This is a genomic window from Pseudomonas sp. CCC3.1, assembly GCF_034347405.1.
Classification (GTDB): Bacteria; Pseudomonadota; Gammaproteobacteria; order Pseudomonadales; family Pseudomonadaceae; genus Aquipseudomonas.
The window spans coordinates 922,150-945,289 of sequence record NZ_CP133778.1; the positions used below are offsets into that span (position 1 = coordinate 922,150).

The 23,140-nt window shown below is 56.0% G+C and carries 20 protein-coding genes and 6 tRNA genes; 21 read left to right on the top strand and 5 right to left on the bottom strand.

Annotated elements, in window-relative coordinates; all coding sequences use genetic code 11:
• The first annotated feature begins 90 nt into the window (after positions 1 to 90).
• Both RHM56_RS04190 and prpD read left to right on the top strand, forming a co-directional pair.
• A complete protein-coding gene (locus tag RHM56_RS04190) occupies positions 91 to 1,158 on the top strand; it encodes an IS110 family transposase (RefSeq protein ID WP_322241700.1) in 1,068 nt (355 codons plus the stop codon).
• Positions 1,159 to 1,565: 407 nt separating this feature from the next.
• A complete protein-coding gene (gene prpD, locus RHM56_RS04195) occupies positions 1,566 to 3,050 on the top strand; it encodes a 2-methylcitrate dehydratase (RefSeq protein ID WP_322238892.1) in 1,485 nt (494 codons plus the stop codon).
• Positions 3,051 to 3,143: 93 nt separating this feature from the next.
• On the opposite strand, the gene RHM56_RS04200 is transcribed toward prpD, so the two are convergent.
• Positions 3,144 to 3,962, bottom strand: coding sequence for a pyruvate, water dikinase regulatory protein (locus RHM56_RS04200; protein ID WP_322238895.1), 819 nt, complete (start codon positions 3,960 to 3,962; stop codon positions 3,144 to 3,146).
• Between the two features lie 178 nt (positions 3,963 to 4,140).
• On the opposite strand from RHM56_RS04200, the gene ppsA reads away from it, so the two are divergent.
• The 9 genes from ppsA (at position 4,141) to RHM56_RS04245 (ending at position 13,321) form a co-directional block, all read left to right on the top strand.
• Positions 4,141 to 6,516, top strand: a complete 2,376-nt coding sequence (gene ppsA / locus RHM56_RS04205; RefSeq protein ID WP_026013930.1) for a phosphoenolpyruvate synthase — start codon at positions 4,141 to 4,143, stop codon at positions 6,514 to 6,516.
• Between the two features lie 103 nt (positions 6,517 to 6,619).
• Positions 6,620 to 7,576, top strand: coding sequence for an alpha/beta fold hydrolase (locus tag RHM56_RS04210; protein WP_322238898.1), 957 nt, complete (start codon positions 6,620 to 6,622; stop codon positions 7,574 to 7,576).
• A 182-nt stretch (positions 7,577 to 7,758) separates the two neighbouring features.
• Positions 7,759 to 8,250, top strand: coding sequence for a ribonuclease E activity regulator RraA (gene rraA, locus RHM56_RS04215; protein WP_019407990.1), 492 nt, complete (start codon positions 7,759 to 7,761; stop codon positions 8,248 to 8,250).
• A gap of 24 nt (positions 8,251 to 8,274) precedes the next feature.
• Positions 8,275 to 9,270: a zinc transporter ZntB gene (locus RHM56_RS04220; protein WP_322238901.1), complete on the top strand. Its 996-nt coding sequence runs from the start codon at positions 8,275 to 8,277 to the stop codon at positions 9,268 to 9,270.
• Between the two features lie 63 nt (positions 9,271 to 9,333).
• Complete coding sequence (locus tag RHM56_RS04225) at positions 9,334 to 9,579, top strand: hypothetical protein (RefSeq protein WP_019407992.1); 246 nt, start codon at positions 9,334 to 9,336, stop codon at positions 9,577 to 9,579.
• A gap of 2 nt (positions 9,580 to 9,581) precedes the next feature.
• Positions 9,582 to 10,406 (top strand): mechanosensitive ion channel family protein, encoded by an 825-nt coding sequence (locus tag RHM56_RS04230; RefSeq protein WP_322238904.1) that lies wholly within the window; start codon positions 9,582 to 9,584, stop codon positions 10,404 to 10,406.
• A 93-nt stretch (positions 10,407 to 10,499) separates the two neighbouring features.
• A complete protein-coding gene (sigX, locus tag RHM56_RS04235) occupies positions 10,500 to 11,090 on the top strand; it encodes an RNA polymerase sigma factor SigX (RefSeq protein WP_029612359.1) in 591 nt (196 codons plus the stop codon).
• Between the two features lie 106 nt (positions 11,091 to 11,196).
• Positions 11,197 to 12,174 (top strand): OmpA family protein, encoded by a 978-nt coding sequence (locus RHM56_RS04240; RefSeq protein WP_322238907.1) that lies wholly within the window; start codon positions 11,197 to 11,199, stop codon positions 12,172 to 12,174.
• Positions 12,175 to 12,295: 121 nt separating this feature from the next.
• Positions 12,296 to 13,321 carry a quinone-dependent dihydroorotate dehydrogenase gene (locus RHM56_RS04245; protein ID WP_322238909.1) on the top strand — a complete coding sequence of 342 codons (1,026 nt, stop codon included), beginning with the start codon at positions 12,296 to 12,298 and terminating at the stop codon, positions 13,319 to 13,321.
• A 126-nt stretch (positions 13,322 to 13,447) separates the two neighbouring features.
• Here RHM56_RS04245 and rmf read toward each other — a convergent pair whose 3' ends face one another.
• Positions 13,448 to 13,663 carry a ribosome modulation factor gene (rmf, locus tag RHM56_RS04250; protein ID WP_002553055.1) on the bottom strand — a complete coding sequence of 72 codons (216 nt, stop codon included), beginning with the start codon at positions 13,661 to 13,663 and terminating at the stop codon, positions 13,448 to 13,450.
• Positions 13,664 to 14,204: 541 nt separating this feature from the next.
• On the opposite strand from rmf, the gene rlmKL reads away from it, so the two are divergent.
• Positions 14,205 to 16,475 carry a bifunctional 23S rRNA (guanine(2069)-N(7))-methyltransferase RlmK/23S rRNA (guanine(2445)-N(2))-methyltransferase RlmL gene (gene rlmKL, locus RHM56_RS04255; RefSeq protein ID WP_322238911.1) on the top strand — a complete coding sequence of 757 codons (2,271 nt, stop codon included), beginning with the start codon at positions 14,205 to 14,207 and terminating at the stop codon, positions 16,473 to 16,475.
• 229 nt (positions 16,476 to 16,704) lie between these two features.
• Here the strand turns inward: rlmKL and dacB are convergent, their stop codons facing one another.
• Positions 16,705 to 18,171, bottom strand: coding sequence for a D-alanyl-D-alanine carboxypeptidase/D-alanyl-D-alanine-endopeptidase (dacB, locus tag RHM56_RS04260; RefSeq protein ID WP_322238913.1), 1,467 nt, complete (start codon positions 18,169 to 18,171; stop codon positions 16,705 to 16,707).
• Between the two features lie 230 nt (positions 18,172 to 18,401).
• On the opposite strand from dacB, the gene RHM56_RS04265 reads away from it, so the two are divergent.
• Entirely contained in the window at positions 18,402 to 18,746 is a 345-nt protein-coding gene (locus RHM56_RS04265) for a YggL family protein (RefSeq protein WP_322238916.1), read from the top strand.
• Between the two features lie 283 nt (positions 18,747 to 19,029).
• Here RHM56_RS04265 and RHM56_RS04270 read toward each other — a convergent pair whose 3' ends face one another.
• The gene (locus tag RHM56_RS04270) at positions 19,030 to 19,788 is read right to left on the bottom strand and encodes a hypothetical protein (protein ID WP_322238918.1); all 759 of its coding nucleotides are present in this window, start codon (positions 19,786 to 19,788) and stop codon (positions 19,030 to 19,032) included.
• A 381-nt stretch (positions 19,789 to 20,169) separates the two neighbouring features.
• Between RHM56_RS04270 and RHM56_RS04275 the strand changes: the two genes are divergently transcribed.
• The 6 genes from RHM56_RS04275 (at position 20,170) to RHM56_RS04300 (ending at position 20,911) form a co-directional block, all read left to right on the top strand.
• Positions 20,170 to 20,245: transfer RNA gene (locus tag RHM56_RS04275), tRNA-Glu, on the top strand.
• A 2-nt stretch (positions 20,246 to 20,247) separates the two neighbouring features.
• A tRNA-Gly gene (locus RHM56_RS04280) sits at positions 20,248 to 20,323 on the top strand.
• A 103-nt stretch (positions 20,324 to 20,426) separates the two neighbouring features.
• Positions 20,427 to 20,502, top strand: a tRNA-Glu gene (locus RHM56_RS04285).
• 5 nt (positions 20,503 to 20,507) lie between these two features.
• A tRNA-Gly gene (locus RHM56_RS04290) sits at positions 20,508 to 20,583 on the top strand.
• Positions 20,584 to 20,754: 171 nt separating this feature from the next.
• Positions 20,755 to 20,830 (top strand) — tRNA-Glu (locus RHM56_RS04295).
• Between the two features lie 5 nt (positions 20,831 to 20,835).
• Positions 20,836 to 20,911, top strand: a tRNA-Gly gene (locus RHM56_RS04300).
• 86 nt (positions 20,912 to 20,997) lie between these two features.
• Here the strand turns inward: RHM56_RS04300 and RHM56_RS04305 are convergent.
• Positions 20,998 to 21,909 (bottom strand): LysR family transcriptional regulator, encoded by a 912-nt coding sequence (locus RHM56_RS04305; protein WP_322238920.1) that lies wholly within the window; start codon positions 21,907 to 21,909, stop codon positions 20,998 to 21,000.
• A gap of 125 nt (positions 21,910 to 22,034) precedes the next feature.
• Between RHM56_RS04305 and RHM56_RS04310 the strand changes: the two genes are divergently transcribed.
• Both RHM56_RS04310 and RHM56_RS04315 read left to right on the top strand, forming a co-directional pair.
• Positions 22,035 to 22,775 carry an SDR family oxidoreductase gene (locus RHM56_RS04310; protein ID WP_322238922.1) on the top strand — a complete coding sequence of 247 codons (741 nt, stop codon included), beginning with the start codon at positions 22,035 to 22,037 and terminating at the stop codon, positions 22,773 to 22,775.
• A gap of 17 nt (positions 22,776 to 22,792) precedes the next feature.
• The gene (locus RHM56_RS04315; RefSeq protein WP_322238924.1) at positions 22,793 to 23,005 is read left to right on the top strand and encodes a 4-oxalocrotonate tautomerase family protein; all 213 of its coding nucleotides are present in this window, start codon (positions 22,793 to 22,795) and stop codon (positions 23,003 to 23,005) included.
• The last annotated feature ends 135 nt before the right edge of the window (positions 23,006 to 23,140 follow it).

Below are 23,140 nucleotides of genomic sequence, written 5' to 3' on the forward strand. Positions count from 1 at the left end.
GAGGCGTCTGTGCGCCACGGTGGCATTCTATTAGAAGCCAACGACAGCGAGGGCGAGACCATGAAAAAGAATACGACGACCAATCAGTCGATGCCAACCGATGTTTCGAAATGCACCATCATTGCCGTAGATCTGGCCAAGAGGGTCTTCCAGGTAGCCGGCGAGGATGCTCATGGCGTAACGGTGTATGAAGAACGTATCTCTTCGCGCGAAGCCTTCCATGCGTTTCTTCGTAAGTTGCCAACAAGCGTAACCGTGTTGGTGGAGACAGGTCCGGGGGCTCAGGCATGGGCGCAATTGCTGAAGACCCAAGGCAATCCAGTCCGGATATTGCCAGCTCAGCATGTCGCTAATCACCGCAGCGGGCCAAAAAATGATCGTAACGATGCACTGGCTATCTTGCGCGCAGGCCGAGATATCAATATCTCTTCGGTACCGGTAAAGAGTGCTGCGGCCTTGGCCATGCAAGCTCTGCATCGTGTTCGGCAAGGTTACGTGCGGCGCCGCACAGCAATGAGTAATCAGATGCGCGGTCTGTTGCTAGAGCACGGTCTTGCCATGGCGCAGGGCGAAGCAGCGATCAGCCAGGTCATCCCCCGTATTCTGGAAGATGCCACCCAACCATTGCCTGACCTGTTGCGCGAATTGATTGATGAGTTACTGGGCGAATGGAGTCAGTTGGGTGAACGCATCAAGGTGTTGACCGGTCGGCTGGAAACAGCTGCAAAAAATGACGAAACAGCCAAACGGCTGATGACGGTGCGTGGTATCGGTCCGATTATCTCTACGGCAGTGATAGCTAAACAAACCGAGCCTGAGCGCTTTGCCAATGCACGACAGTTCGCTGCTTACTTCGGTTTGGTGCCCAAACAGCACAGCAGCGGTGAGAAAGTCCGACTGGGCAAGATGAGCAAGCATGGCGATGCCTACTTGCGAAGCTTGGCGATTCAGGGCGCTCACGCAGTGTTGAGACAGGTGCGAACTGATTCAGAGGATCCAGATGACCGGCGCTTGCAACGCTGGGTATCAAAGTTGGGTCGCAAAGAGGCGGCCGTACGGTTAGCCAACCGCAACTTGCGCATCATCTGGGTGCTGTTACAAAACGACCAAACGTATCGCCGCCAAGTGAGCAATGACCAGGAGGCAGCGATGAGTTAAGGATCCAAAGAGTTCTGCCACCGGGGTGTAAAACCGCTCCAACCCATGCTTAAGAACATTGATCACAGGTCAGACCGTCGCGAATTTATGCCTGCGCTCCTACCGGCCCTTGAGGCCTTACTGTAATTGGCATATCGCGAGCTCATGAAATGTTGGCCAGAAGCCGATTAAGGCTTCATCAAACAGGCCTTATACATAGATGCAACCGGGTATCAGTGAACAAAAGCGGGTTGACAGTGGGGGCGAGTCCATACATAGGAGCGAGCTTGTCTCGCGATCTTTTGATCTTTTAAAAGAACGCGAGGCAAGCTCGCTCCTACACAAGTATGTATAGCGGGCATGTAGACCTGCACGATGACCCTGAGGATGGAACACGACACTCACTCACCCCATTGGAGTCAATCCACATGAGCGCCAACGTCGACCTCAACAACCGTCCCGACTATGACCAGGTTCTGCAGGACATTGCCGACTACGTCCTGAACTATCGCATCACCTCCCAAGAAGCCCTGAACACTGCACGCAACTGCCTGATGGACACGTTAGGCTGCGGCCTGCTGGCGCTGCGTTTTCCCGAGTGCACCAAGCACCTGGGCCCTATTGTCGAAGGTACGGTGGTGCCGTTTGGGGCTCGCGTTCCCGGCACCTCGTTTCGCCTCGATCCGGTGAAAGCTGCGTGGGACATCGGTTGCATCGTGCGTTGGCTGGATTACAACGACACGTGGCTGGCGGCGGAGTGGGGGCATCCTTCGGACAATCTGGGCGGGATTTTGGCGGTGGCCGATCACCTCTCGCAAAAGCGCGTGGCCAATGGCGAGGCGCCGTTGACGGTGCGTGCAGTGCTTGAAGCGATGATCATGGCGCATGAGATTCAAGGCGTCATGGCCTTGGAGAACGCCTTCAATCGTGTCGGGCTGGATCACGTGTTGCTGGTGAAAGTGGCTTCGACGGCGGTATGCGCCAAGCTGATGGGCGCTGACCGAGAGCAGCTGTTATCGGCGCTGTCCCACGCATTTGTCGATGGTCAGGCGTTGCGCACGTATCGCCACGCGCCGAATGCCGGGTCGCGCAAGTCCTGGGCGGCGGGCGATGCATCAAGCCGAGGCGTGCGCCTGGCCGATATTGCGTTGCGCGGTGAGATGGGTATCCCGGGCGTGCTGACGGCGCCGCAATGGGGCTTTTACGACGTGCTGTTCAGCCACACCAACAAGGACTTGGCGCTCAAGCCCGAAGACCAGCGCCAGTTCAGCCTGTCGCAGCCTTACGGCACCTATGTGATGGAAAACGTGCTGTTCAAGATCAGTTTTCCGGCCGAGTTTCACGCGCAAACCGCTTGCGAGGCGGCGGTGACCTTGCACCCACAGGTCAAAGACCGCCTGCACGAGATCGACAAAATCGTGATTACAACCCACGAATCAGCGATTCGGATTATTTCCAAACAAGGCAAATTGGCCAACGCGGCGGATCGTGATCACTGCATTCAATACATGACCGCCGTGCCGCTGGTGTTCGGCAATCTGGTGGCCGAGCAGTACGAAGACGACTTCCACGCGGCGCACCCGATCATCGATGAACTGCGCGAGAAGATGGTCATTGTCGAAGAGCCGCGCTACACCCGCGAATACCTTGAAGCGGACAAACGCTCGATCGCCAACGCCCTACAGGTGTTTTTCAAGGACGGTACCCGCACCGCGCAAGTGGTGGTGGAGTACCCGATTGGCCATCGTCGGCGCCGGGCAGAGGGCATTCCACTGTTGGAAGACAAGTTCAAAGCCAACCTGGCCACGCGTTTTGTGGGTCAGCGCTGCCAGCAGATTTTTGACCTGTGCAAAGACCAGGCAACGCTTGAAGCGACGCAGGTGCATAAATTTGTCGATTTGCTGGTGATCTAAATACCACCACTGATCCTGTAGGAGCGAGCTTGCCTCGCGATCTTTTGATCTTTAAAAGATCGCGAGGCAAGCTCGCTCCTACGGGGCTCCGGGTTACTTGAAGCGCCGCTCTACGCCTTTTTCGACCAGAATCTTGGCCGAGATTTCTTCGACCGAGAAGTGCGTGGAGTTGATGTGCGGGATGTTTTCGCGCTGGAACAGGCGCTCGACTTCGCGGACTTCAAATTCGCACTGGGCAAAACTTGAGTAGCGGCTATTGGGTTTGCGCTCGTTGCGAATGGCCGTCAAACGGTCGGGGTCGATGGTCAGGCCGAACAGTTTGTGTTTGTGCTGGCGCAGGGCCGGTGACAACTTGAGGTTTTCCATGTCGTCTTCGGTCAACGGGTAGTTGGCCGCGCGAATGCCAAATTGCATGGCCATGTACAAGCAGGTCGGGGTTTTGCCGCAACGCGACACGCCGACCAGAATCAGGTCGGCCTTGTCGTATTTGTGAGTGCGCGCGCCGTCATCGTTGTCGAGGGCAAAGTTGACTGCCTCGATACGCTCCATGTAGTTGGAGTTGTGGCCAATAGAGTGTGATTTACCGACTGAGTATGAAGAATGTTCCGCCAGTTCTTGCTCCAGTGGCGCCAGGAAACTGGAAAAAATGTCGATCATGAAACCATTGGAAGTGGCCAGGATCTCGCGAATATCCTGATTGACGATGGTGTCGAAGATGATCGGGCGAACGCCGTCTTTTTCGGCGGCGTTATCGATTTGTTGTACCATTACCCGCGCTTTTTCCACGCTATCGATGTAAGGGCGTGTGAATTTGTTGAAGGTTACGTTTTCAAATTGTGCCAACAAACTCTGACCGAGGGTCTCGGCCGTAATGCCGGTGCCGTCGGAAATAAAGAAAGCAGATCGTTTCATTTGCGCCTTGGGCCTTAAGCTGGTGACGTTTCTTGGATATGATAGGCGCGATCTTGTCGCCCTGAATGGCAGGCAGTGTCACTTATTTTCCAGGTCCAGGCCACAAACGCTGAGATGCTCCAGAGATGAGTGTCCAGCGCCCTGAGCTTTTCCCAACACAGTTAGTGGAGAGATCACCTTGGTAGAGTACGTAGTTTCCCTCGATAAGCTCGGCGTCCATGATGTGGAGCACGTAGGGGGCAAGAACGCATCCCTCGGCGAGATGATCAGCAACCTGGCAGGCGCTGGCGTTTCGGTTCCCGGCGGTTTTGCAACGACTTCCCAGGCTTACCGTGATTTTCTTGAGCTGAGCGGTTTGAACGATCAGATCCATGCAGCGCTGGATGCGCTGGATGTTGATGACGTGAACGCCCTGGCCAAGACTGGCGCCCAGATCCGTCAATGGATCATGGAGGCGGAGTTCCCAGAGAAACTCAACGCTGAAATTCGTACTGCCTTTGCCTCTCTGTCTCAAGGCAACCCGGACATGGCCGTCGCCGTGCGTTCCTCGGCCACCGCCGAAGACTTGCCGGACGCTTCCTTTGCCGGCCAGCAAGAAACCTTCCTGAACATCCGTGGTGTTGAAAACGTGATTCGTGCGGCCAAAGAGGTGTTTGCCTCCTTGTTCAACGACCGTGCGATTTCTTACCGCGTGCACCAGGGCTTTGACCACAAACTGGTCGCCCTGTCGGCAGGCGTGCAGCGCATGGTGCGCTCCGAAACCGGCACGGCGGGTGTGATGTTCACCCTGGACACAGAATCGGGCTTCCGGGACGTGGTGTTTATCACCGGCGCCTACGGCCTGGGCGAAACCGTCGTACAAGGCGCGGTAAACCCGGATGAGTTCTACGTTCACAAGCAAACCCTGGAAGCCGGTCGCCCTGCGATTCTGCGCCGTAACCTGGGCAGCAAAGCCATCAAGATGATCTACGGCGACGAAGCCAAGGCTGGCAAGTCGGTCAAGGTGATCGACGTTGAGAAGGCCGATCGCGAGCGTTTCTGCCTGACCGACGCTGAAGTCAGTGAACTGGCCAAGCAGGCGATGATCATCGAGAAACACTACAAGTGCCCGATGGACATCGAGTGGGCCAAAGACGGCGATGACGGCAAGCTGTACATCGTTCAGGCCCGCCCTGAAACCGTGAAAAGCCGCACCCAGGCCAACGTGATGGAGCGCTACCTGCTCAAAGAAACCGGCACTGTGCTGGTGGAAGGTCGCGCAATTGGCCAGCGTATTGGCGCGGGCAAGGTTCGCATCATTAAAGATGTCTCCGAGATGGACAAAGTCCAGCCGGGCGACGTGCTGGTATCGGACATGACCGACCCGGACTGGGAACCGGTGATGAAGCGCGCCAGCGCCATCGTGACCAACCGTGGCGGGCGTACCTGCCACGCAGCGATCATCGCGCGTGAGCTGGGCATCCCGGCGGTCGTGGGTTGCGGTAATGCCACCCAGCTGTTGAAAGACGGCCAGGGCGTGACGGTTTCGTGTGCCGAAGGCGATACGGGTTTCATCTTTGAAGGCGAACTGGGCTTCGACATCAAGAAGAACTCGGTTGATGCGATGCCGGAACTGCCATTCAAAATCATGATGAACGTGGGCAACCCGGACCGCGCGTTTGACTTCGCACAGTTGCCAAACGCCGGTGTGGGCCTGGCCCGTCTGGAGTTCATCATCAACCGTATGATCGGCGTGCACCCCAAGGCGCTGCTGAACTACGACGGATTGCCGCAAGAAATCAAAGACAGCGTCGACAAGCGCATCGCTGGCTACAACGATCCAGTCGATTTCTACGTCGACAAACTGGTTGAAGGCATCAGCACCCTCGCTGGCGCGTTTACCCCGAAGAAAGTGATCGTGCGCCTGTCGGACTTCAAGTCCAACGAATACGCGAACCTGATCGGCGGCAAGCTGTACGAGCCGGAAGAAGAAAACCCGATGCTGGGCTTCCGTGGTGCTTCGCGTTACATCAGCGAAAACTTCCGCGATTGCTTCGAGCTTGAATGCCGCGCCCTCAAGCGTGTGCGCAACGACATGGGCTTTACCAACGTCGAAATCATGGTGCCGTTCGTGCGTACCTTGGGCGAGGCGAGCCAGGTGATCGACTTGCTGGCCGAAAATGGCCTCAAGCGCGGTGAGAACGGTTTGCGCATCATCATGATGTGTGAACTGCCGTCCAACGCGATTCTGGCTGAAGAGTTCCTTGAATTCTTCGACGGCTTCTCGATCGGCTCCAACGACCTGACTCAGCTGACCCTGGGCCTGGACCGTGACTCCGGCGTGATCGCGCACTTGTTCGACGAGCGTAACCCCGCAGTTAAAAAGCTGCTGTCCAACGCTATTCAGGCGTGCAACAAGGCCGGCAAGTACATCGGTATTTGCGGCCAAGGGCCATCCGATCACCCGGATCTGGCGCTGTGGTTGATGGAGCAGGGCATTGAAAGCGTGTCGCTGAACCCGGACACCGTGCTGGAAACCTGGTTCTTCCTGGCAGAAGGTCAAGCGCAAGCTTGAGTCGTTGAGAGAAGGGCAGGGCTGCATTCGGCAGTTCTGCTCTTTATAAGCAGTTTTAGGGCGAGTTCCGAGGTGGATTCGCCCTTTTTTGTGCAAGAGCATTATGCAAAGCAGCAGTCATCTTTTTCCCGTAGCCCTGATTAGCGCTGAGCGTCGGGGGGATCTGAGCGAGGACGTTTATCGCTTGAAGCCCGCTAACAGCCCGGATATTTCCGTGGAGTTGGTGGTCACCCGCCTGGGCATGGCCGACGCCAGCCAGGTGCGGGGCGTGCCGGTCATTCTGTTGCACGGCAGCTTTTCCAATCGACGTTTCTGGTACTCACCCAAAGGTGTCGGGCTGGGCGCGTTTTTGGCGCGTGCAGGTTTTGATGTGTGGCTGCCGGAAATGCGCGGCCATGGTCTGTCGTCGCGCAATATTCACTGGGCCAAAAACCGCGTGGCTGACTATGCCCGCTACGATTTGCCGGCCATTAACGCGTTTGTGCGCGAGCAGAGTGGGCAAGTCCCGCACTGGATCGGCCATTCTCAAGGGGCTGTCAGCCTGGCTGCGGCCCTCGGTGGTCAGTATCTGGAAGCGAATGACGTGGCCTCGGTCGCGTTTTTTGGTTGCCAGATCAATCGCCGTTACTGGTCACTGAAAATACCTCCGGTGCAATGGTGCGCTTATCTACTGTTGAAACGGTTTACGCACTTGTCGGGCACGCGGCTCAAGCGTGGGCCGGAAGATGAGCCTGTCAGCATTGCCCTGGAAACCTTGCGCTGGAATGGCTTTCTGGGTCGTTTCAAAGACGCTGAGCGCGATTGGTGGACCGGGCTGGCCGAGGTGCAGCTGCCTGCGCTGGTTGTCGCTGCGCAAGGTGATCGGGTAACGCCTGAGTGGGCATGCCGTAAAGTGTATGACCAGCTAGGCTCTGCCCAGCGCACGTTCCTCTCTTTGGCGCGTGGGCAGGCTTTTAGCTCCGACTTTGGGCATGTCGAGATGTTGGTGAGCCCGGCAGCTCAGCAAGAAGTGTGGCCATTGGTGCGTGACTGGCTGGCACAGGTTGAGCCCCGCGGATAAGTGTCAGCGGGGTTTCGGGCGGCAAAGGTTGCGGCTAAGATGTGACGCATCAGCTTGATTTGGTCATATTTTGTGAAGGCTTGGTTGATTGGTTCTCTGGGTCATCTATAAAGCCAGCTTCCACCAGAACGTCTATAACGTTAACAACCCTCGTTGCGCCTACCCTAAACAGGAGCTTTTTCATGAACCACTACATCACTCCCGATTTGTGCGATGCCTACCCTGAGCTGGTGCAGGTGCTGGAGCCCATGTTCAGCAACTTTGGCGGGCGTGATTCCTTTGGTGGCGAGATTGTGACCATCAAATGCTTTGAAGATAACTCGCTGGTCAAAGACCAGGTCGAGCTCAAGGGCAATGGCAAGGTATTGGTGGTTGATGGTGGTGGTTCCCTGCGCCGGGCCTTGCTGGGTGACATGCTGGCTGAAAAAGCGGCCAAAAATGGCTGGGAAGGCTTGGTGATTTACGGCTGTATTCGCGACGTGGACGTCATCGCGCAAACAGACCTTGGCGTTCAGGCCTTGGCCAGTCACCCGTTGAAGACCGACAAGCGCGGGATCGGTGATTTGAACGTGGCGGTTACGTTTGCAGGTGTCACGTTCCGCCCGGGAGAATTCATTTATGCGGATAACAATGGCGTTATTATTTCGCCTTCTGCGCTGAAAATGCCGGACTAAACGCTTTGACGACAAGGATCACGGATGTTTGAGGAAGACAACGCGCAGTGGGGGCTGGTGCATGCCCTGCTGTTGGACGGTGAAGGCGGTGCGCGGGCCATTTCGCGCACCGACCTGAATGATCTTGAGCTGAAAAGCCACGAAAGCCTTTGGTTGCACTGGGATCGCAGTCATCCGCAAACCCAGAGCTGGCTGCGCACTTCGAGCGGTTTAAGTGACTTCAGTTGCGACTTGCTGCTTGAAGAAAACACCCGTCCACGCTTGCTGCCATTGCCCAATAACGAGCTGTTGCTGTTTTTGCGCGGCGTGAACCTCAATCCGGGTGCCGAGCCGGAAGACATGGTGTCGCTGCGTATTTTCGGCAGCTCACAACGGGTCATTTCGTTGCGCTTTCGCCCATTGCGCGCGATTGATGAAATGTTGAGTGATTTCGAGCAGGGCGAAGGTCCGAAAAACCCCGCAGAATTGATGCTGTACCTCGCTCAGTACCTGACGCTGAAAGTCCAGGATTTGATCGGTGAGCTGTCTGAAATCGTCGATGATGAAGAAGATAAGATAGATGCCGACGAACGGTATACCCCCGAGCACAGCGCTATCTTGCAGATCCGCCGCAGGGCAGCAGGTCTGCGTCGTTTTCTGGCTCCCCAGCGGGATATTTTTGGGCAGCTTACGCGGACAAAATTACCGTGGTTCAGCAGCGATGTGGCTGATTACTGGAACGAACTCAACAACAGTCTGACGCGCTATCTGGAAGAGCTCGAACTGACTCGCGAGCGCGTGGGGCTGGTCCTTGAGGCCGTGGATCGCCGTTTGAACGTGCGCATGAGTCGCATCATGTACCGCTTTGGCGTGCTCACCGGGATCTTCCTGCCGATTACATTTATCACCGGCTTACTGGGGATTAACGTGGGCGGTGTGCCGTTCTCCAACAATCCTTATGGCTTTACCGTGATGTGCGTCGTGATGCTGATTATTGGTGTGGGGCAGTGGTGGTTTTATCGACGTTTGCAGTGGCTTTGAATGCGGGTCATGTGACCCGATGAGCGTTGCCTGCGTCTTTCACAGACATATCGAGAGGTGCTTATGCACGATCCGTTTGAACAGTCGTTACGTGAAATGCTCAAGGCGCCATCGTCCACCCGAGACGACGATGCGTGTTTGGGCCGAGTTCTGAAAACCGCCAATCGACAGGTTGGCGCGGGTGACCTTTTCAGTTTGCCGGGTCGCTGGATGCAAGCACTGACGATTGCTTTGAATAGCGGTTCCGCTCATATTGCGCCCGTTTCGCGGCGCAAACCTGCTGCTCGCCCTGTTGATAAGGCTGATTGAACATGGAACTTGATCTCTGGACCCAGAGCCTGGTCACGGCAATGACTGCCTTGTGGACTAAAATTGCCAACTTCATTCCGAACCTTTTCGGGGCGCTGGTGGTCGTACTGCTAGGTTTCGTGGTTGCCAAACTGCTTGATACCTTGCTGTCGAAACTGCTTGCCAAGCTGGGCCTTGATCGCCTCATGGGCGGCACTGGCCTGACCAAGATCCTGGCGCGTGTGGGCATCAAGGTGCCCATCTCGACCCTGATCGGAAAAATTGTCTATTGGTTCATCCTGCTGGTCTTTCTGGTGTCGGCGGCTCAATCGCTGGGGCTGGATCGCGTTTCTGCGGCGCTGGATATTTTCACGGTTTATTTGCCCAAGGTTTTTGGCGCGCTGCTAGTGTTGTTAGCGGGTGTGCTGGTAGCACAACTGCTCAATGGTCTGGTGCGTGGCGCTGCCGAGAGTGTCGGGTTTGATTACGCAAGCGGCCTGGGGCGTGTGGCTCAGGGCTTGGTCATCATCATCAGTATTTCGGTCGCAATCAGTCAGTTAGAGGTTAAAACCGACCTCCTGAACCATGTGATTGTGATTGTGCTGATTACCGTTGGTCTGGCTGTTGCCTTGGCGATGGGGCTGGGAAGCCGTGAAATTGCCGGGCAGATTCTTGCCGGGATCTATGTGCGTGAGTTGTATCAGGTGGGGCAAGAAGTGCGAATTGGCGAGGTCGAAGGGCAGATCGAAGAGATCGGCACGGTTAAAACCACGTTGCTGACCGAGGAAGGTGAGCTAGTCTCAATTTCCAATCGGATCTTGCTGGAGCAGCACGTGACAAGCCGCTGATGCGGCAAACCCTGCTAATGTATGCCGCCGTAAAAACGCCTGCTCCTGTGGCTGATACGGCGGCCATTGACCTGACTGTCGGCACGACTCGTTTTGAATAAAGCCCAATCGCTATCCATGCGCTACGACCCCCGCGAGCTCTCTGATGAGGAGTTGGTTGCGCGCGCGCATGATGAGTTGTTTCACGTCACACGTGCTTATGAAGAATTGATGCGTCGCTATCAACGCACTTTGTTCAACGTTTGTTCAAGGTATTTAGGGAACGATAGGGACGCTGACGATGTCTGTCAGGAAGTGATGCTTAAGGTGTTGTACGGCTTGAAGAATTTCGAGGGCAAATCGAAATTCAAGACATGGCTATATAGCATCACTTACAACGAATGCATCACACAGTATCGGAAGGAACGGCGAAAGCGTCGCTTGATGGACGCATTAAGTATTGACCCCCTTGAGGAAGCGTCTGAAGAAAAGGCGCCGAAACCTGAGGAAAAGGGCGGACTTGATCGCTGGCTGGTGCATGTGAATCCGATTGATCGCGAGATTTTGGTGCTGCGTTTTGTCGCAGAACTGGAATTTCAGGAAATCGCGGACATAATGCATATGGGTTTGAGCGCGACGAAGATGAGATACAAGCGTGCTCTTGATAAATTGCGTGAGAAATTTGCAGGTATTGCTGAAACTTAGTTCAGTGCAAATGGATCTACGTTTAGGCAAGGTCTGATAGACTTGCCGCCGAGTTGTCCCCCGGTATGTGGGACTGCTTTACAATCACCAGATGGGGATTTAACGGATGAAACTGAAAAACACCTTGGGCATTGCCATTGGTTCCTTTGTAGCCGCAACTTCGTTCGGTGCCCTGGCACAAGGCCAAGGCGCGGTCGAGGGTGAACTGTTCTACAAAAAACAGTACAACGACAGCGTCAAGCACGTAGAAGACGGTTACAACCCAGGCGCATCGATCGGTTACTTCCTGACCGACGACGTTTCGTTGAACCTGACCTACGACACCACTAACCACACCCGTTCGAACGACGGCACTGGCCATCAGAAAATCAAAGGCGACAACTTTGGTCTGAACGCTCAGTACCACTTCGGCAACGTAGGTGACGCACTGCGTCCATACGTTTCTGGTGGTGTTGCTCACAAGAGCATGACCAACGTAGAAGCTGACGGCCACAGCGGTCGCGACCAGTCTACTTTCCTGACTGCTGGCGCTGGTGTTAAGTGGTACATCACTGACAACTTGTTCGCCCGTGCAGGCGTTGAAGCTGACTACAAACTGGACAACGGCAAGTGGGACTACGCTCCTACCGTTGGCCTGGGTGTTAACTTCGGCGGCAGCGGCGGCAAAGTAGCCCCGGCTCCAGTTCCAGCTCCAGCACCAATCGCTGAGCCAGAACCAGAAGCTCCAATCGCTGAAGTTGTTAAGGTTGAACTGGACGTTAAGTTCGACTTCGACAAAGCTGTTGTTAAATCTCAGTACCTGCCAGACATCAAAAACGTTGCTCAGTTCATGCAGCAATACCCTGCAACCACCACTACTGTGAATGGTTACACTGACAGCGTCGGTACCGATGCTTACAACCTGAGACTGTCGCAGCGTCGTGCTGACTCTGTTCGTCAAGCTCTGGTTCAGCAAGGTGTTTCTGCTGGTCGTGTAGACGCAGTTGGCCACGGTAAAGCAGATCCAATCGCTACCAACGCTACTAAAGAAGGTCAAGCTCTGAACCGTCGCGTAGAAGCGGTCGTTCAAGCTCAAGCTAATTAATTTTTAGCTAGCCTGATCAGAAAAACCCGGCTCAGGCCGGGTTTTTCTTTGCCTGTGATTCGCCGGGCGTCGCAGCTATAATTGCGCCCTTATTCCGTTACCCTTCGAGTCCATTACGCCCATGTATAACCTGGCCCGCCAGCTGCTTTTCAAACTTTCCCCCGAAGCCTCTCACGATCTGTCGCTGGACTTGATCGGTGCGGGTGGCCGTCTGGGGCTCAATGGTTTGTTGTGCAAGGCACCGGCGAAGCTGCCAGTGACAGTCATGGGGCTGAACTTCCCAAACCCGGTCGGTCTGGCTGCAGGTCTGGATAAAAACGGTGCTGCCATCGATGGCTTCGCCCAATTGGGTTTTGGCTTTGTTGAAGTCGGCACGGTGACTCCGCGTCCTCAGCCCGGTAATCCAAAGCCGCGTATTTTTCGGTTGCCTGAAGCGCAGGCAATCATCAACCGCATGGGTTTCAACAACCTTGGCGTTGATCATCTGTTGAGTCGCGTACAGGCAGCCAAATACACCGGCATCCTGGGGATCAACATCGGCAAGAACTTCGACACGCCGGTTGAGCGTGCCGTTGACGATTATCTGATTTGCCTGGACAAGGTTTACGCTCACGCCAGTTACGTGACCGTTAATGTCAGCTCACCTAACACGCCGGGTCTGCGCAGCTTGCAGTTTGGTGATTCGCTCAAGCAATTGCTTGAAGCCCTACAGCTGCGTCAGAACGAACTCACGCAGCGCCACGGTAAGCGCGTACCTCTGGCGATCAAGATCGCACCTGATATGACGGACGAGGAAACCGTGCTCGTGGCTCAGGCGCTGCTAGAGACCGGTATGGACGCCGTGATTGCCACCAACACCACGCTTAGCCGCGTTGGTGTAGAAGGTTTGGCGCACGCTGACGAGGCGGGCGGTTTGTCTGGCGCCCCGGTTCTGGAAAAAAGCACCCATACGGTCAAGGTGCTGGCCGCTGAGTTGGCTGGGCGGATGCCGATCATCGCCGCAGGCGGGATTACGGAAGGCAAGCATGCGGCTGAGAAAATTGCCGCAGGAGCCAGCCTGGTACAAATTTACTCGGGGTTCATCTACAAAGGCCCGGCCTTGATTCGTGAGTCGGTGGATGCCATTTCATCCTTGGGCCGCCAATAAGCAGCGCCGCCGAAAACAGGCATAAAAAAGGGCTCCCATAAGGAGCCCTTGGGCCGAAGCCCGCCGCCTGGATAGGACGGCAAGGTTAAGACGTTGTTGCTTCGTGGTGGTTTTACGTGCCCGTTGTTAACCGACGGCGTGAAGTTCGTTGAGTCTGTGGATGCCCGCAGTGCCAGTCATACCGTCCCAGTTGTCGCCGCGTCCTTCGCGCCAGCCGTTAATCCAGGCTTGGCGTACCGACGGTAGAGTAAAAGGGCAAAGCTCACGGGATTTACCATGAACGCCATATTGATATCCGCGTAAAAAAGCTCTTTCCAACGGATCACGCTTAAGTCTTCTCATAGGGTGTTGCCCTCACTTGTTGACTGTTTTATATAGCGTCGACCTACCAGAGGTCGGGGCAGAGTGTTCTGCCGTTGGGTGCTCGCTGCCGGCGTGGCGAGCCTTTTCGTTATCACCTGTGCGGCGACAACCTGAGTTCAGTTCTAACCAAAGCACTCAGAGGATGGAATGATCGTTTTGTCATAAGGACGTAACGATAATGGTGTTAGAGCCATAAGAAAGGCTGTTTTTACAGGCTCGGATTCGACTAAAGCCTGATAGGGCGAGTGCTTGCAAAGATGATGAGTTTCATTCTCCGTCGCGAATAGCCTCTCGTTTTACTCAGGTACTATTCGACGAAGGGTCTGAATATGACCAATTGTTTCTTAATGAATGAACTGCATCAGCGTCTAGACTCACCCTGCATCAGGCAGGGCTCTGTCGCTGAAGTGGAACGGCACAGTTTCGTGCCACACGAGCGCTCTTCAAGAAAAGCGCTTGATTGAAAACGGAGCAGGCAATGCGTTGCCTCCTCACAGAAAGCTAAAAGCTCAGGAATCCCATGTCGGATCGTTACGAACTCTTCCTTACCTGCCCCAAAGGCCTTGAAGGCCTTCTCCTTGAGGAGGCTATCGGCCTTGGTCTTGAGGAAGCCCGCGAGCACACCTCGGCTATTCGCGGCATGGCAGATATGGAAACTGCCTACCGTCTGTGCCTGTGGTCGCGTCTGGCCAACCGTGTGCTGCTGGTGCTCAAGCGTTTCCCGATGAAGGACGCTGAAGACCTTTACCACGGCGTACTGGACGTTGAATGGCATGACCATATGGTCCCGGACGGCACGCTGGCTGTTGAATTCAGCGGTCACGGCTCGGGCATCGACAACACTCACTTTGGTGCCTTGAAAGTTAAGGATGCCATCGTCGACAAACTGCGCACGCCGTCTGGCGAGCGCCCGTCGATTGACAAGTTCAGCCCTGACCTGCGCATCCATTTGCGCCTGGACCGTGGCGAAGCGATTCTGTCCCTCGACTTGTCGGGCAGCAGCTTGCACCAGCGCGGCTATCGTCTGCAGCAAGGTGCGGCACCGCTGAAAGAAAACCTCGCAGCCGCGATTTTGATCCGTGCCGGCTGGCCACGTATGGCGGCCGAAGGCGCAGCGCTGGCTGACCCGATGTGCGGCGTGGGTACGTTCCTGGTTGAAGGCGCGATGATCGCCGCCGACATGGCGCCGAACCTCAATCGTATCCATTGGGGTTTTGACGCTTGGCTGGGCCACGTACCGGCCATCTGGAAAAAACTTCACGAAGAAGCGACCGAGCGTGCGGAAATTGGCATGGCCAAACCGCCCCTGTGGATCCGTGGTTACGAAGCCGACCCGCGCCTGATCCAGCCAGCGCGCAATAACATCGAGCGTGCGGGGCTGAGCCACTGGATCAAGATCTACCAGGGCGAAGTCGCGACGTTCGAGCCGCGTCCTGACCAAAACCAGAAAGGCCTGGTCATCTGCAACCCTCCGTACGGCGAGCGTCTGGGTGATGAGGCGAGTTTGCTCTACCTCTACCAGAACCTGGGTGAGCGCCTGCGTCAGGCCTGCCTGAACTGGGAGGCTGCGGTGTTTACCGGCGCCCCGGATCTGGGCAAGCGCATGGGTATTCGCAGCCACAAACAGTATTCGTTCTGGAACGGCGCTTTGCCGTGCAAGCTGCTGTTGATCAAGGTCACGCCAGACCAGTTCGTCACCGGCGAGCGTCGTACCCCTGAGCAGCGTCAAGCAGAGCGCGAGCAGGCCGAATCGGACCTGCCGTCGAACATCGAAGCGCCGACCAAATACGAGAAATTCAACAAAAACGGCAACCCGATCAAACCGGCTCCTGTGGTGATCGAGCAGCCGCGCTTGAGCGAAGGCGGGCAAATGTTTGCCAACCGCCTGCAAAAGAACCTCAAGGCGCTGGGTAAGTGGGTTAAGCGTGAAGGCATTGATTGCTACCGCGTTTACGATGCCGACATGCCTGAATACTCAATGGCCATCGACCTGTACCACGACTGGGTTCACGTTCAGGAATACGCGGCGCCAAAATCCATTGACCCGGAAAAAGCCTCGGCCCGTATGTTCGATGCGCTGGCGGCCATCCCGCAGGCGCTGAACATCGACAAGAGCCGCGTGATCGTCAAGCGTCGCGAGCGTCAGAGCGGCACCAAGCAGTACGAGCGCCAAAGTGCGCAGGGCAAGTTCACTGAGGTCAATGAAGGCGGCGTGAAGCTGCTGGTGAACCTCACCGACTACCTGGACACCGGTCTGTTCCTGGACCACCGTCCGATGCGCATGCGGATTCAAAAAGAGGCGGCTGGCAAGCGCTTCCTCAACCTGTACTGCTACACCGCGACCGCCAGCGTGCACGCAGCCAAAGGCGGCGCGCGCAGCACCACCAGCGTCGACTTGTCGAAAACCTATCTGGACTGGGCGCGTCGCAACCTGTCATTGAACGGTTTTTCTGACAAAAACCGCCTGGAGCAGGGCGATGTGATGGTGTGGCTGGATGCGTGCCGTGAAGAGTACGACCTGATCTTCATTGATCCGCCGACCTTCTCCAACTCCAAGCGCATGGAAGGCATCTTCGACGTCCAGCGTGACCACGTGCAGTTGCTGGACCTGGCCATGGCGCGCCTGGCGCCGGGCGGCGTGTTGTACTTCTCGAACAACTTCCGCAAGTTCATCCTGGATGAGCATCTGGAAGCGCGTTACGCCGTTGAAGAAATCACCGCCAGCACCATTGATCCGGACTTTGCCCGCAACAGCAAAATCCACCGTGCCTGGAAAATCATGGCCCGTTAAGGGCTGTTGATACAGGCATAAAAAAACGCCCCTGATCGCAAGGTCAGGGGCGTTTTTTATGGCCTGCTAAAAATACCGGTCTCAGCGCTAAAGCCAACCCATGGGGGCGGGCTTGCCCGCGATGCTATCGACGCGGTTCAACAGGGAAACCGCATCGTCCGCATCGCTGGCAAGCCAGGCTCCCACAGGTTTCTCGCTGCATTTGAAGCGGCGTTCTCCTGCTAAACCCTTATTGGGCGATGGATACCGCGGTGTTTGCGACTGCTGGCTGGCGATACAGATCGAGCAATACCTGGTCGAGAATCGAGGACGCGCCCCAGGGGCGTGGGTCGTTCAGGATGGCGACAACGGCCCAGGTGTCGCCGTTACTGTCGCGGCTAAAGCCCGAAATGGCGCGAACGGTGTTCAGGGTGCCCGTCTTGATATGGGCCTGGCCGTTCATGGCGGTGGTTTTCAGACGTTTGCGCATGGTGCCGTCTTTACCGGCAATCGGCATGGAACTGATGAACTCGGCAGCGTAAGGGCTTTTCCAGGCGGCCTGGAGCATTTGCGCCATCTCTCGTGCGCTGACGCGTTCAGCGCGCGACAGGCCAGAGCCGTTTTCCATGACCAGATGCGGTGCGGTGATGCCTTTTTTGGCCAGCCATTGGCGCACAACACGCTGGGCGGCCTTGGCGTCGTCACCGTCGGCGTCGGTACGGAACTGCGCGCCGAGGCTAAGGAATAGTTGCTGGGCCATGGTGTTGTTGCTGTATTTGTTGATGTCGCGAATGATCTCGGCCAAATCGGGCGAGTAGGCGCGAGCCAGCAATTTAGCGCTTTTTGGCACGCTGGCCTGACGGTCCTGGCCTTGAATGCTACCGCCCAGTTCTTTCCAGATGGCGCGCACGGCGCCTGCGGTGTAGGTCGCGTGGTCAAGCAAAGACAGGTAAGTCTGAGAGTTGCAGCCATCTGCCAATTGGCCGCTGACCGTGACCACAACAGAGCCATCGGCCTGCGTGACAGGGTTGTAGCGTACGTCTCCGGTGCATTGCTTGGCGTTGATGGCTTTGACTTGATTGTCGATGCGAATGCTCGCAATCGGCGGCTCGACCGAGATCAGTACCTTGCCCGAGTCATTGCGTGCCACAAAGCGCAGGGCCTTGAGGTTGACCATCAGGGCGTCGGGCTTGACCAGGAACGGTTTGTTTTCGTCGTTGCCGTCATCGTTAAACGCCGGCAATTGCGGTTGTTCGAAGAAATTGCGGTCCAGTACCAGATCGCCGGTCACTTGCTGCACGCCATTGGCGCGCAGGTCGCGCATCAGCAGCCAGAGTTTTTCCATGTTGAGCTTGGGGTCGCCGCCGCCCTTGAGGTAGAGGTTGCCTTGCAGGATCCCGTTATTAAGCGTGCCATCGGTGTAGAACTCGGTTTTCCACTGATGGGTCGGGCCGAGCATTTCGAGGGCCGCGTAAGTGGTCACCAGTTTCATGGTCGAGGCCGGGTTCATCGACACATCGGCATTGAACACGGTAGGCACGCCGGGGCCGGTGAGCGGTAGCAATACCAGTGAAAGCGCATCGTTTTGCAGTTTGTTGGTCTTGAGTGCTTGTTGAACTTTAGGCGAAAGGGTGGTGTTGACGGGGGCGGCATTGGCGCCGAAGGCGAGCGGCAAAAACAGGCTGGCCAGAAGCAATGGTCGTAAAGATTTGATCATATGAAGTAAAACCCTGCAGGCGAGGGGGAAAATACGAGGGCATGAAAAAAGACCCTCAATGGTCATAAAAGTGTTGGCATTATGCCCGAAGGTCATCGGGCTTGTGCATTAGCCTGTTACAGGCAACGGCTTATTTATAGTAGAAAACGATGAGCCGTTCACACGGAACCGGGCAGCCGTAGCCTTAAGCTGGTAAAGTGCCGCCCGTAATTACTTATGAGGATTGTTCAATGGCTACTAATCGTTCCCAGCGTCTGCGCAAAAAATTGTGCGTTGATGAATTTCAGGAGCTGGGTTTTGAGCTGAACCTGGATTTCAAAGAAGACCTGTCGGAAGAAGCTATCGACGCATTCCTTGACGCTTTCTTGAAAGAAGCCATGGAAGCTAACGGCCTGGGCTATGTGGGCGGCGATGACTACGGTCTGGTTTGCCTGCAGAAGCGCGGTTCGGTCAGCGCAGAGCAGCGTGCAGCTGTTGAAGCCTGGTTGAAAGCTCGCACCGAGCTGACCAGCGCTGAAGTTAGCCCGCTGTTGGACGTGTGGTACCCGGAAAAGCCAATCAATCCGGTAGCCTGACGTCAAACACAAAGGCAGCCCGCGCGGCTGCCTTTGTGTATTTATTGCCTTTGCCCGTTCTGGGCGCTGTTTCGAATCCTTCTGATGACTGTCCGCAAAGCCTTGCGTGATTTCGCGTGTCTCTCTGTAGCAGTTGCCGAGCTTTGCGAGGCTACGTCCGATTGCGAAGCGATCGAAAGGTCGGCGAGTGCGTTTTAGCGCAGTGACTGCAAAATGTGGTTTTACGACGACTGCGTCGTCGGACGTAGCCTCGCAAAGCTCGGCAACTGCTACGACGAGATTTTTAGTCGTAAATAGCTTTCTTCTTCCAGTCACCATCGGCCTCATCCGTTTTAAGGCCTTCGGTCAGTTCATTGACTTCATCGCTGTTGGGCTCAAGTGTGTTTGTCAAAATAGCGTTGGCGCGGGCCAGTTGCGCTTCAAATGCTCTGAGCGATTCATTGTACGGCGCCAGATCAGGCTGTTTGCGCAAGTACTGAACGGCGCGCTCATAGGCCAGACGTGCCTGGCCCGGTTGGTTTTGTTGTAGCGCCAACTGGCCCAGGTTGTTGAAGAACTCGATATGCAGCGCCACCAGCAAGTGGCGGATCTCCTTGAGCCACTGTTTGGCTTCGTTGGCTGGAAGCACACGATCCTTGGCTGCGCGGGTGATTTGCCCGTGCAGCGTCTCCAGCAAAAAGCGCACATCCTTTGCCCTGGCTTCGCTCAGGATAGGGCGAGGAGGGTTGTTGACCGGAATCGACTCACCCAATGCAACCAGTGCCTGAAGTTCGGCAACCCGGGCCTTCAAAGACGCGCTGGATTTTTGCAGTTGCAACAGGCGCTGCGTGGCGTTGAGCTCGAGGCGTGTCAGCAGCAGCTTGAGGGCCGATGTCATCAGTTGGCCAGGAAAGGTCTCGTTGACCTCGCTGCAGCGGCGGGTCCGGTCATTGAGCTCAACCTTCAGGCGAGCCTTTTCTACTTTGTTATGTTCCACCACGTGGATCATGTAGCCGATGGCGACCAAAAGGGCGATCCCGGCGACGACAAGCAGGGTGATCATGGAAGGCGTCAACGTTAAAACCTCTTCAGGGTGGTTTGCCGGTGAATGGTGTTGCAGGCAGTGCTGCTATATAGGCATGTTCTGAGTGTGTCGTATGAGGAAAACCAAGGTTTTGACTATCTATAAAAAGGTGGTGATCCGATAGATGCAAATGGCCATCACTCAAGCCTGCTCATCATAGCGTCTTGTAGGATGCTGGAATATAGGCGTCAGGAGTCCGGCGCTACACGGTGTCAGAAAAAGCCTCTCTGGGAGGGAAGTCATTGATTTCAATAAATTTTCATATTGGGGTTGACGACTTCCTAAACCATCCCTAGAATGCGCGCCAATTGCAGCGTAAAGCGAACAGCCAAACGCATGTAACCAGTGAAGTTGTAGTGTGTCCCCTTCGTCTAGTGGCCTAGGACACCGCCCTTTCACGGCGGTAACAGGGGTTCGAGTCCCCTAGGGGACGCCATTGCGGGAATAGCTCAGTTGGTAGAGCACGACCTTGCCAAGGTCGGGGTCGCGAGTTCGAGTCTCGTTTCCCGCTCCATTTTTAAGCAGCTTTGCTCTAGGGCGAAGTTGAGTGAAAGCCAAAACAGTAACTTCGGTTAATGTGGTTGGCACTGAAATGCACAGTGTGCGTTTCGGGCAACGTCCCCTTCGTCTAGTGGCCTAGGACACCGCCCTTTCACGGCGGTAACAGGGGTTCGAGTCCCCTAGGGGACGCCATTATTGCGGGAATAGCTCAGTTGGTAGAGCACGACCTTGCCAAGGTCGGGGTCGCGAGTTCGAGTCTCGTTTCCCGCTCCAAATTTTGTTTTTTGGAGCTACGCATAGTCCAGAAGACTGAAAGATCAGCCGAAGGCTGATTTTTTTTGTGTCACCAGCAGCTTTGCTTCGGCAGGGTTGAGTGAAAAGCCAGAGCGATGACTTCGGTTACTGCGGCTGGCACTGAAATGCACAGTGTGTGTTTCGGGCAACGTCCCCTTCGTCTAGTGGCCTAGGACACCGCCCTTTCACGGCGGTAACAGGGGTTCGAGTCCCCTAGGGGACGCCATTATTGCGGGAATAGCTCAGTTGGTAGAGCACGACCTTGCCAAGGTCGGGGTCGCGAGTTCGAGTCTCGTTTCCCGCTCCAAATTTTGTTTTTTGGAGCTACGCAGTTTCAAAAAACACTCAGAAAGCAGCCTTAGGGCTGCTTTTTGCGTTTCAGCGACGTGTATTTCACACTTCTCGATCCTGAATCAGAAAGTCGATAAACGCCCGTACCCGTTGCGGCACATGGCGCGCGTGCGGGTACAGGAGGATAAACGGGCGATGGGTGCCACCAAACTCACGCAACACCTCAACCAAATCGCCGCTGTCCAGTGCCTGCTGGACCGTGAAACGGTAGGTCTGCATCAGGCCTGCGCCATGTTTGACCAGGGTTACCGCGCCCAGGTAATCATCCAGGCAGGCGCAGTTGCCTGAGGTTTCCAGCTCCATCCATTGACCGTCCCGCTGAAACGCCCACGGCAGATTGCGCCCGCTACTGGGGAGTTGGTACTGAATGCAGTCATGCCGGGCCAGTTCCTCAAGCGAGGTGGGCGTCCCCGCATCGCGCAAGTACTCAGGCGTTGCCACCACGACCAGTTCAGCCTCTTCCAGCGTGCGGGCAATCAGCCCGGAATCGGTCGGCGCCTTGCCTCTGATCGCCAGATCAAAACCGTCATCGGCAAAGTCGATGTTGCGATTGCTGATGTGTACATCGACCTGAACGTCGGGGAATTGCCGACGAAACGCGGGCAACTTTGGCAGCAACCGGTAGTGAGCATAAGGCGTGGGCACACTGATACGTAACAAGCCAGAAGGCTGGCTTTGCCGGCCCGTGACTTCACGTTCGGCATCCACCAATTGCATCAGGGCCTGACGGCATTGCTGGTAGTAAAGCCGTCCGCCATCAGTGAGGCGCATCTGGCGGGTGGTGCGCACGAACAATCGAACCCCTAAGCGCTCTTCCAGGCGGGCCACCGAGCGGCTTACCGCAGCCGGTGTGACGCCAGCCAGATTGGCCGCCGCAGTAAAACTGCCGGTGTCGGCAGCCAGGCAAAACAGCTCAATACTGCCCAGTTGAACATCATCAAAATGACGGGTCATCGCACGGCCAATTAATTACATGAGGTATCTATTCAAATGCTATATGCCTCATTTTTCAAGTCTCAGACCTGACCTAGAGTGCCTCCACACCCAAGGCATGAGCCTTGAACCTGCGGAGAAACACCATGCGTTCACATAAAACAGTCATCGTCACCGGCGCTTCCAGTGGGCTTGGCCTGGCCATTGCCAAGGCTTATCTGGACCTGGGCTTTAATGTGGTGGGCAACGCCCGGACCCTGGCCCGTTTGCAGGAGGCTGCGGCTTCACTCGGCAATCCGGCGAATTTTCTGTTGGTTGAAGGCGACATCGCCCAGCCGCAAACCACTGCTCGTTTGTTTGAACGCGCCGTGGAAGCCTTTGGCAAGGTCGATATTCTGATCAGCAATGCCGGGATATTCGTACCCAGCCCCGTGGGCGATTACACCGAGACGCAACTGGAATCGATTGTCGACACCAACCTCAAAGGTTTCTTCTACCCGGCGCAAGCAGCCGCCCGACACATGAGCGCCAATGGTGGCGGGCACATCGTTGCCATAACAGCGTCCATTGCCCTGCAACCTAACGTGAAAGTCCCGGCGTTGTTGCCCGTGTTGATCAAGGGCGGCCTCAACAGTGCTATTCGTGGCTTGGCGCTGGAACTGGCGGCTTCCCAGGTAAAGGTCAACGGCGTGGCCCCAGGCATCATTGCGACACCGATGCACGGCACGGATGAGGGCACTCAGGCTTTTCTTAAAACGCTGTCCCCGAGTGGTCGCATCGGCACCCCGCAAGACATCGTCGATGCGGTGCTATACCTGACGTCATCAACGTTTGTCAGTGGTGCAATCATTCCGGTCGATGGCGGTGGCGCCAGCGGCACCTGGTAATCAATGAGGAAATCGTCATGCCTTACGTCAACATCAAAGTGACTGAAGAAGGGGTCACCGCCGCGCAAAAACGCCTGCTGATCGAAGGCGTCACCGAGTTACTGGAGCGGGTGCTGAACAAGCCGCCGTCGACCACCTATGTGGTGATTGACGAGGTGTCGACCGATAACTGGGGTGTGGGCGGTGAAACCACGACTCAGTTACGCGCCAGGCAAAAGCTCAAGACGTAGCAAGCAGGTTTGCTTGCACGACTGTAAGCGTGTGGGAGCCGGGCTTGCCCGCGAACGGGTACTGAAGTGTTTTGCATCGCGAGTAAGCCCTCTCCCACACAGCGGTGTCTGTTGAACGCAGTCCAGTGTTTAAAG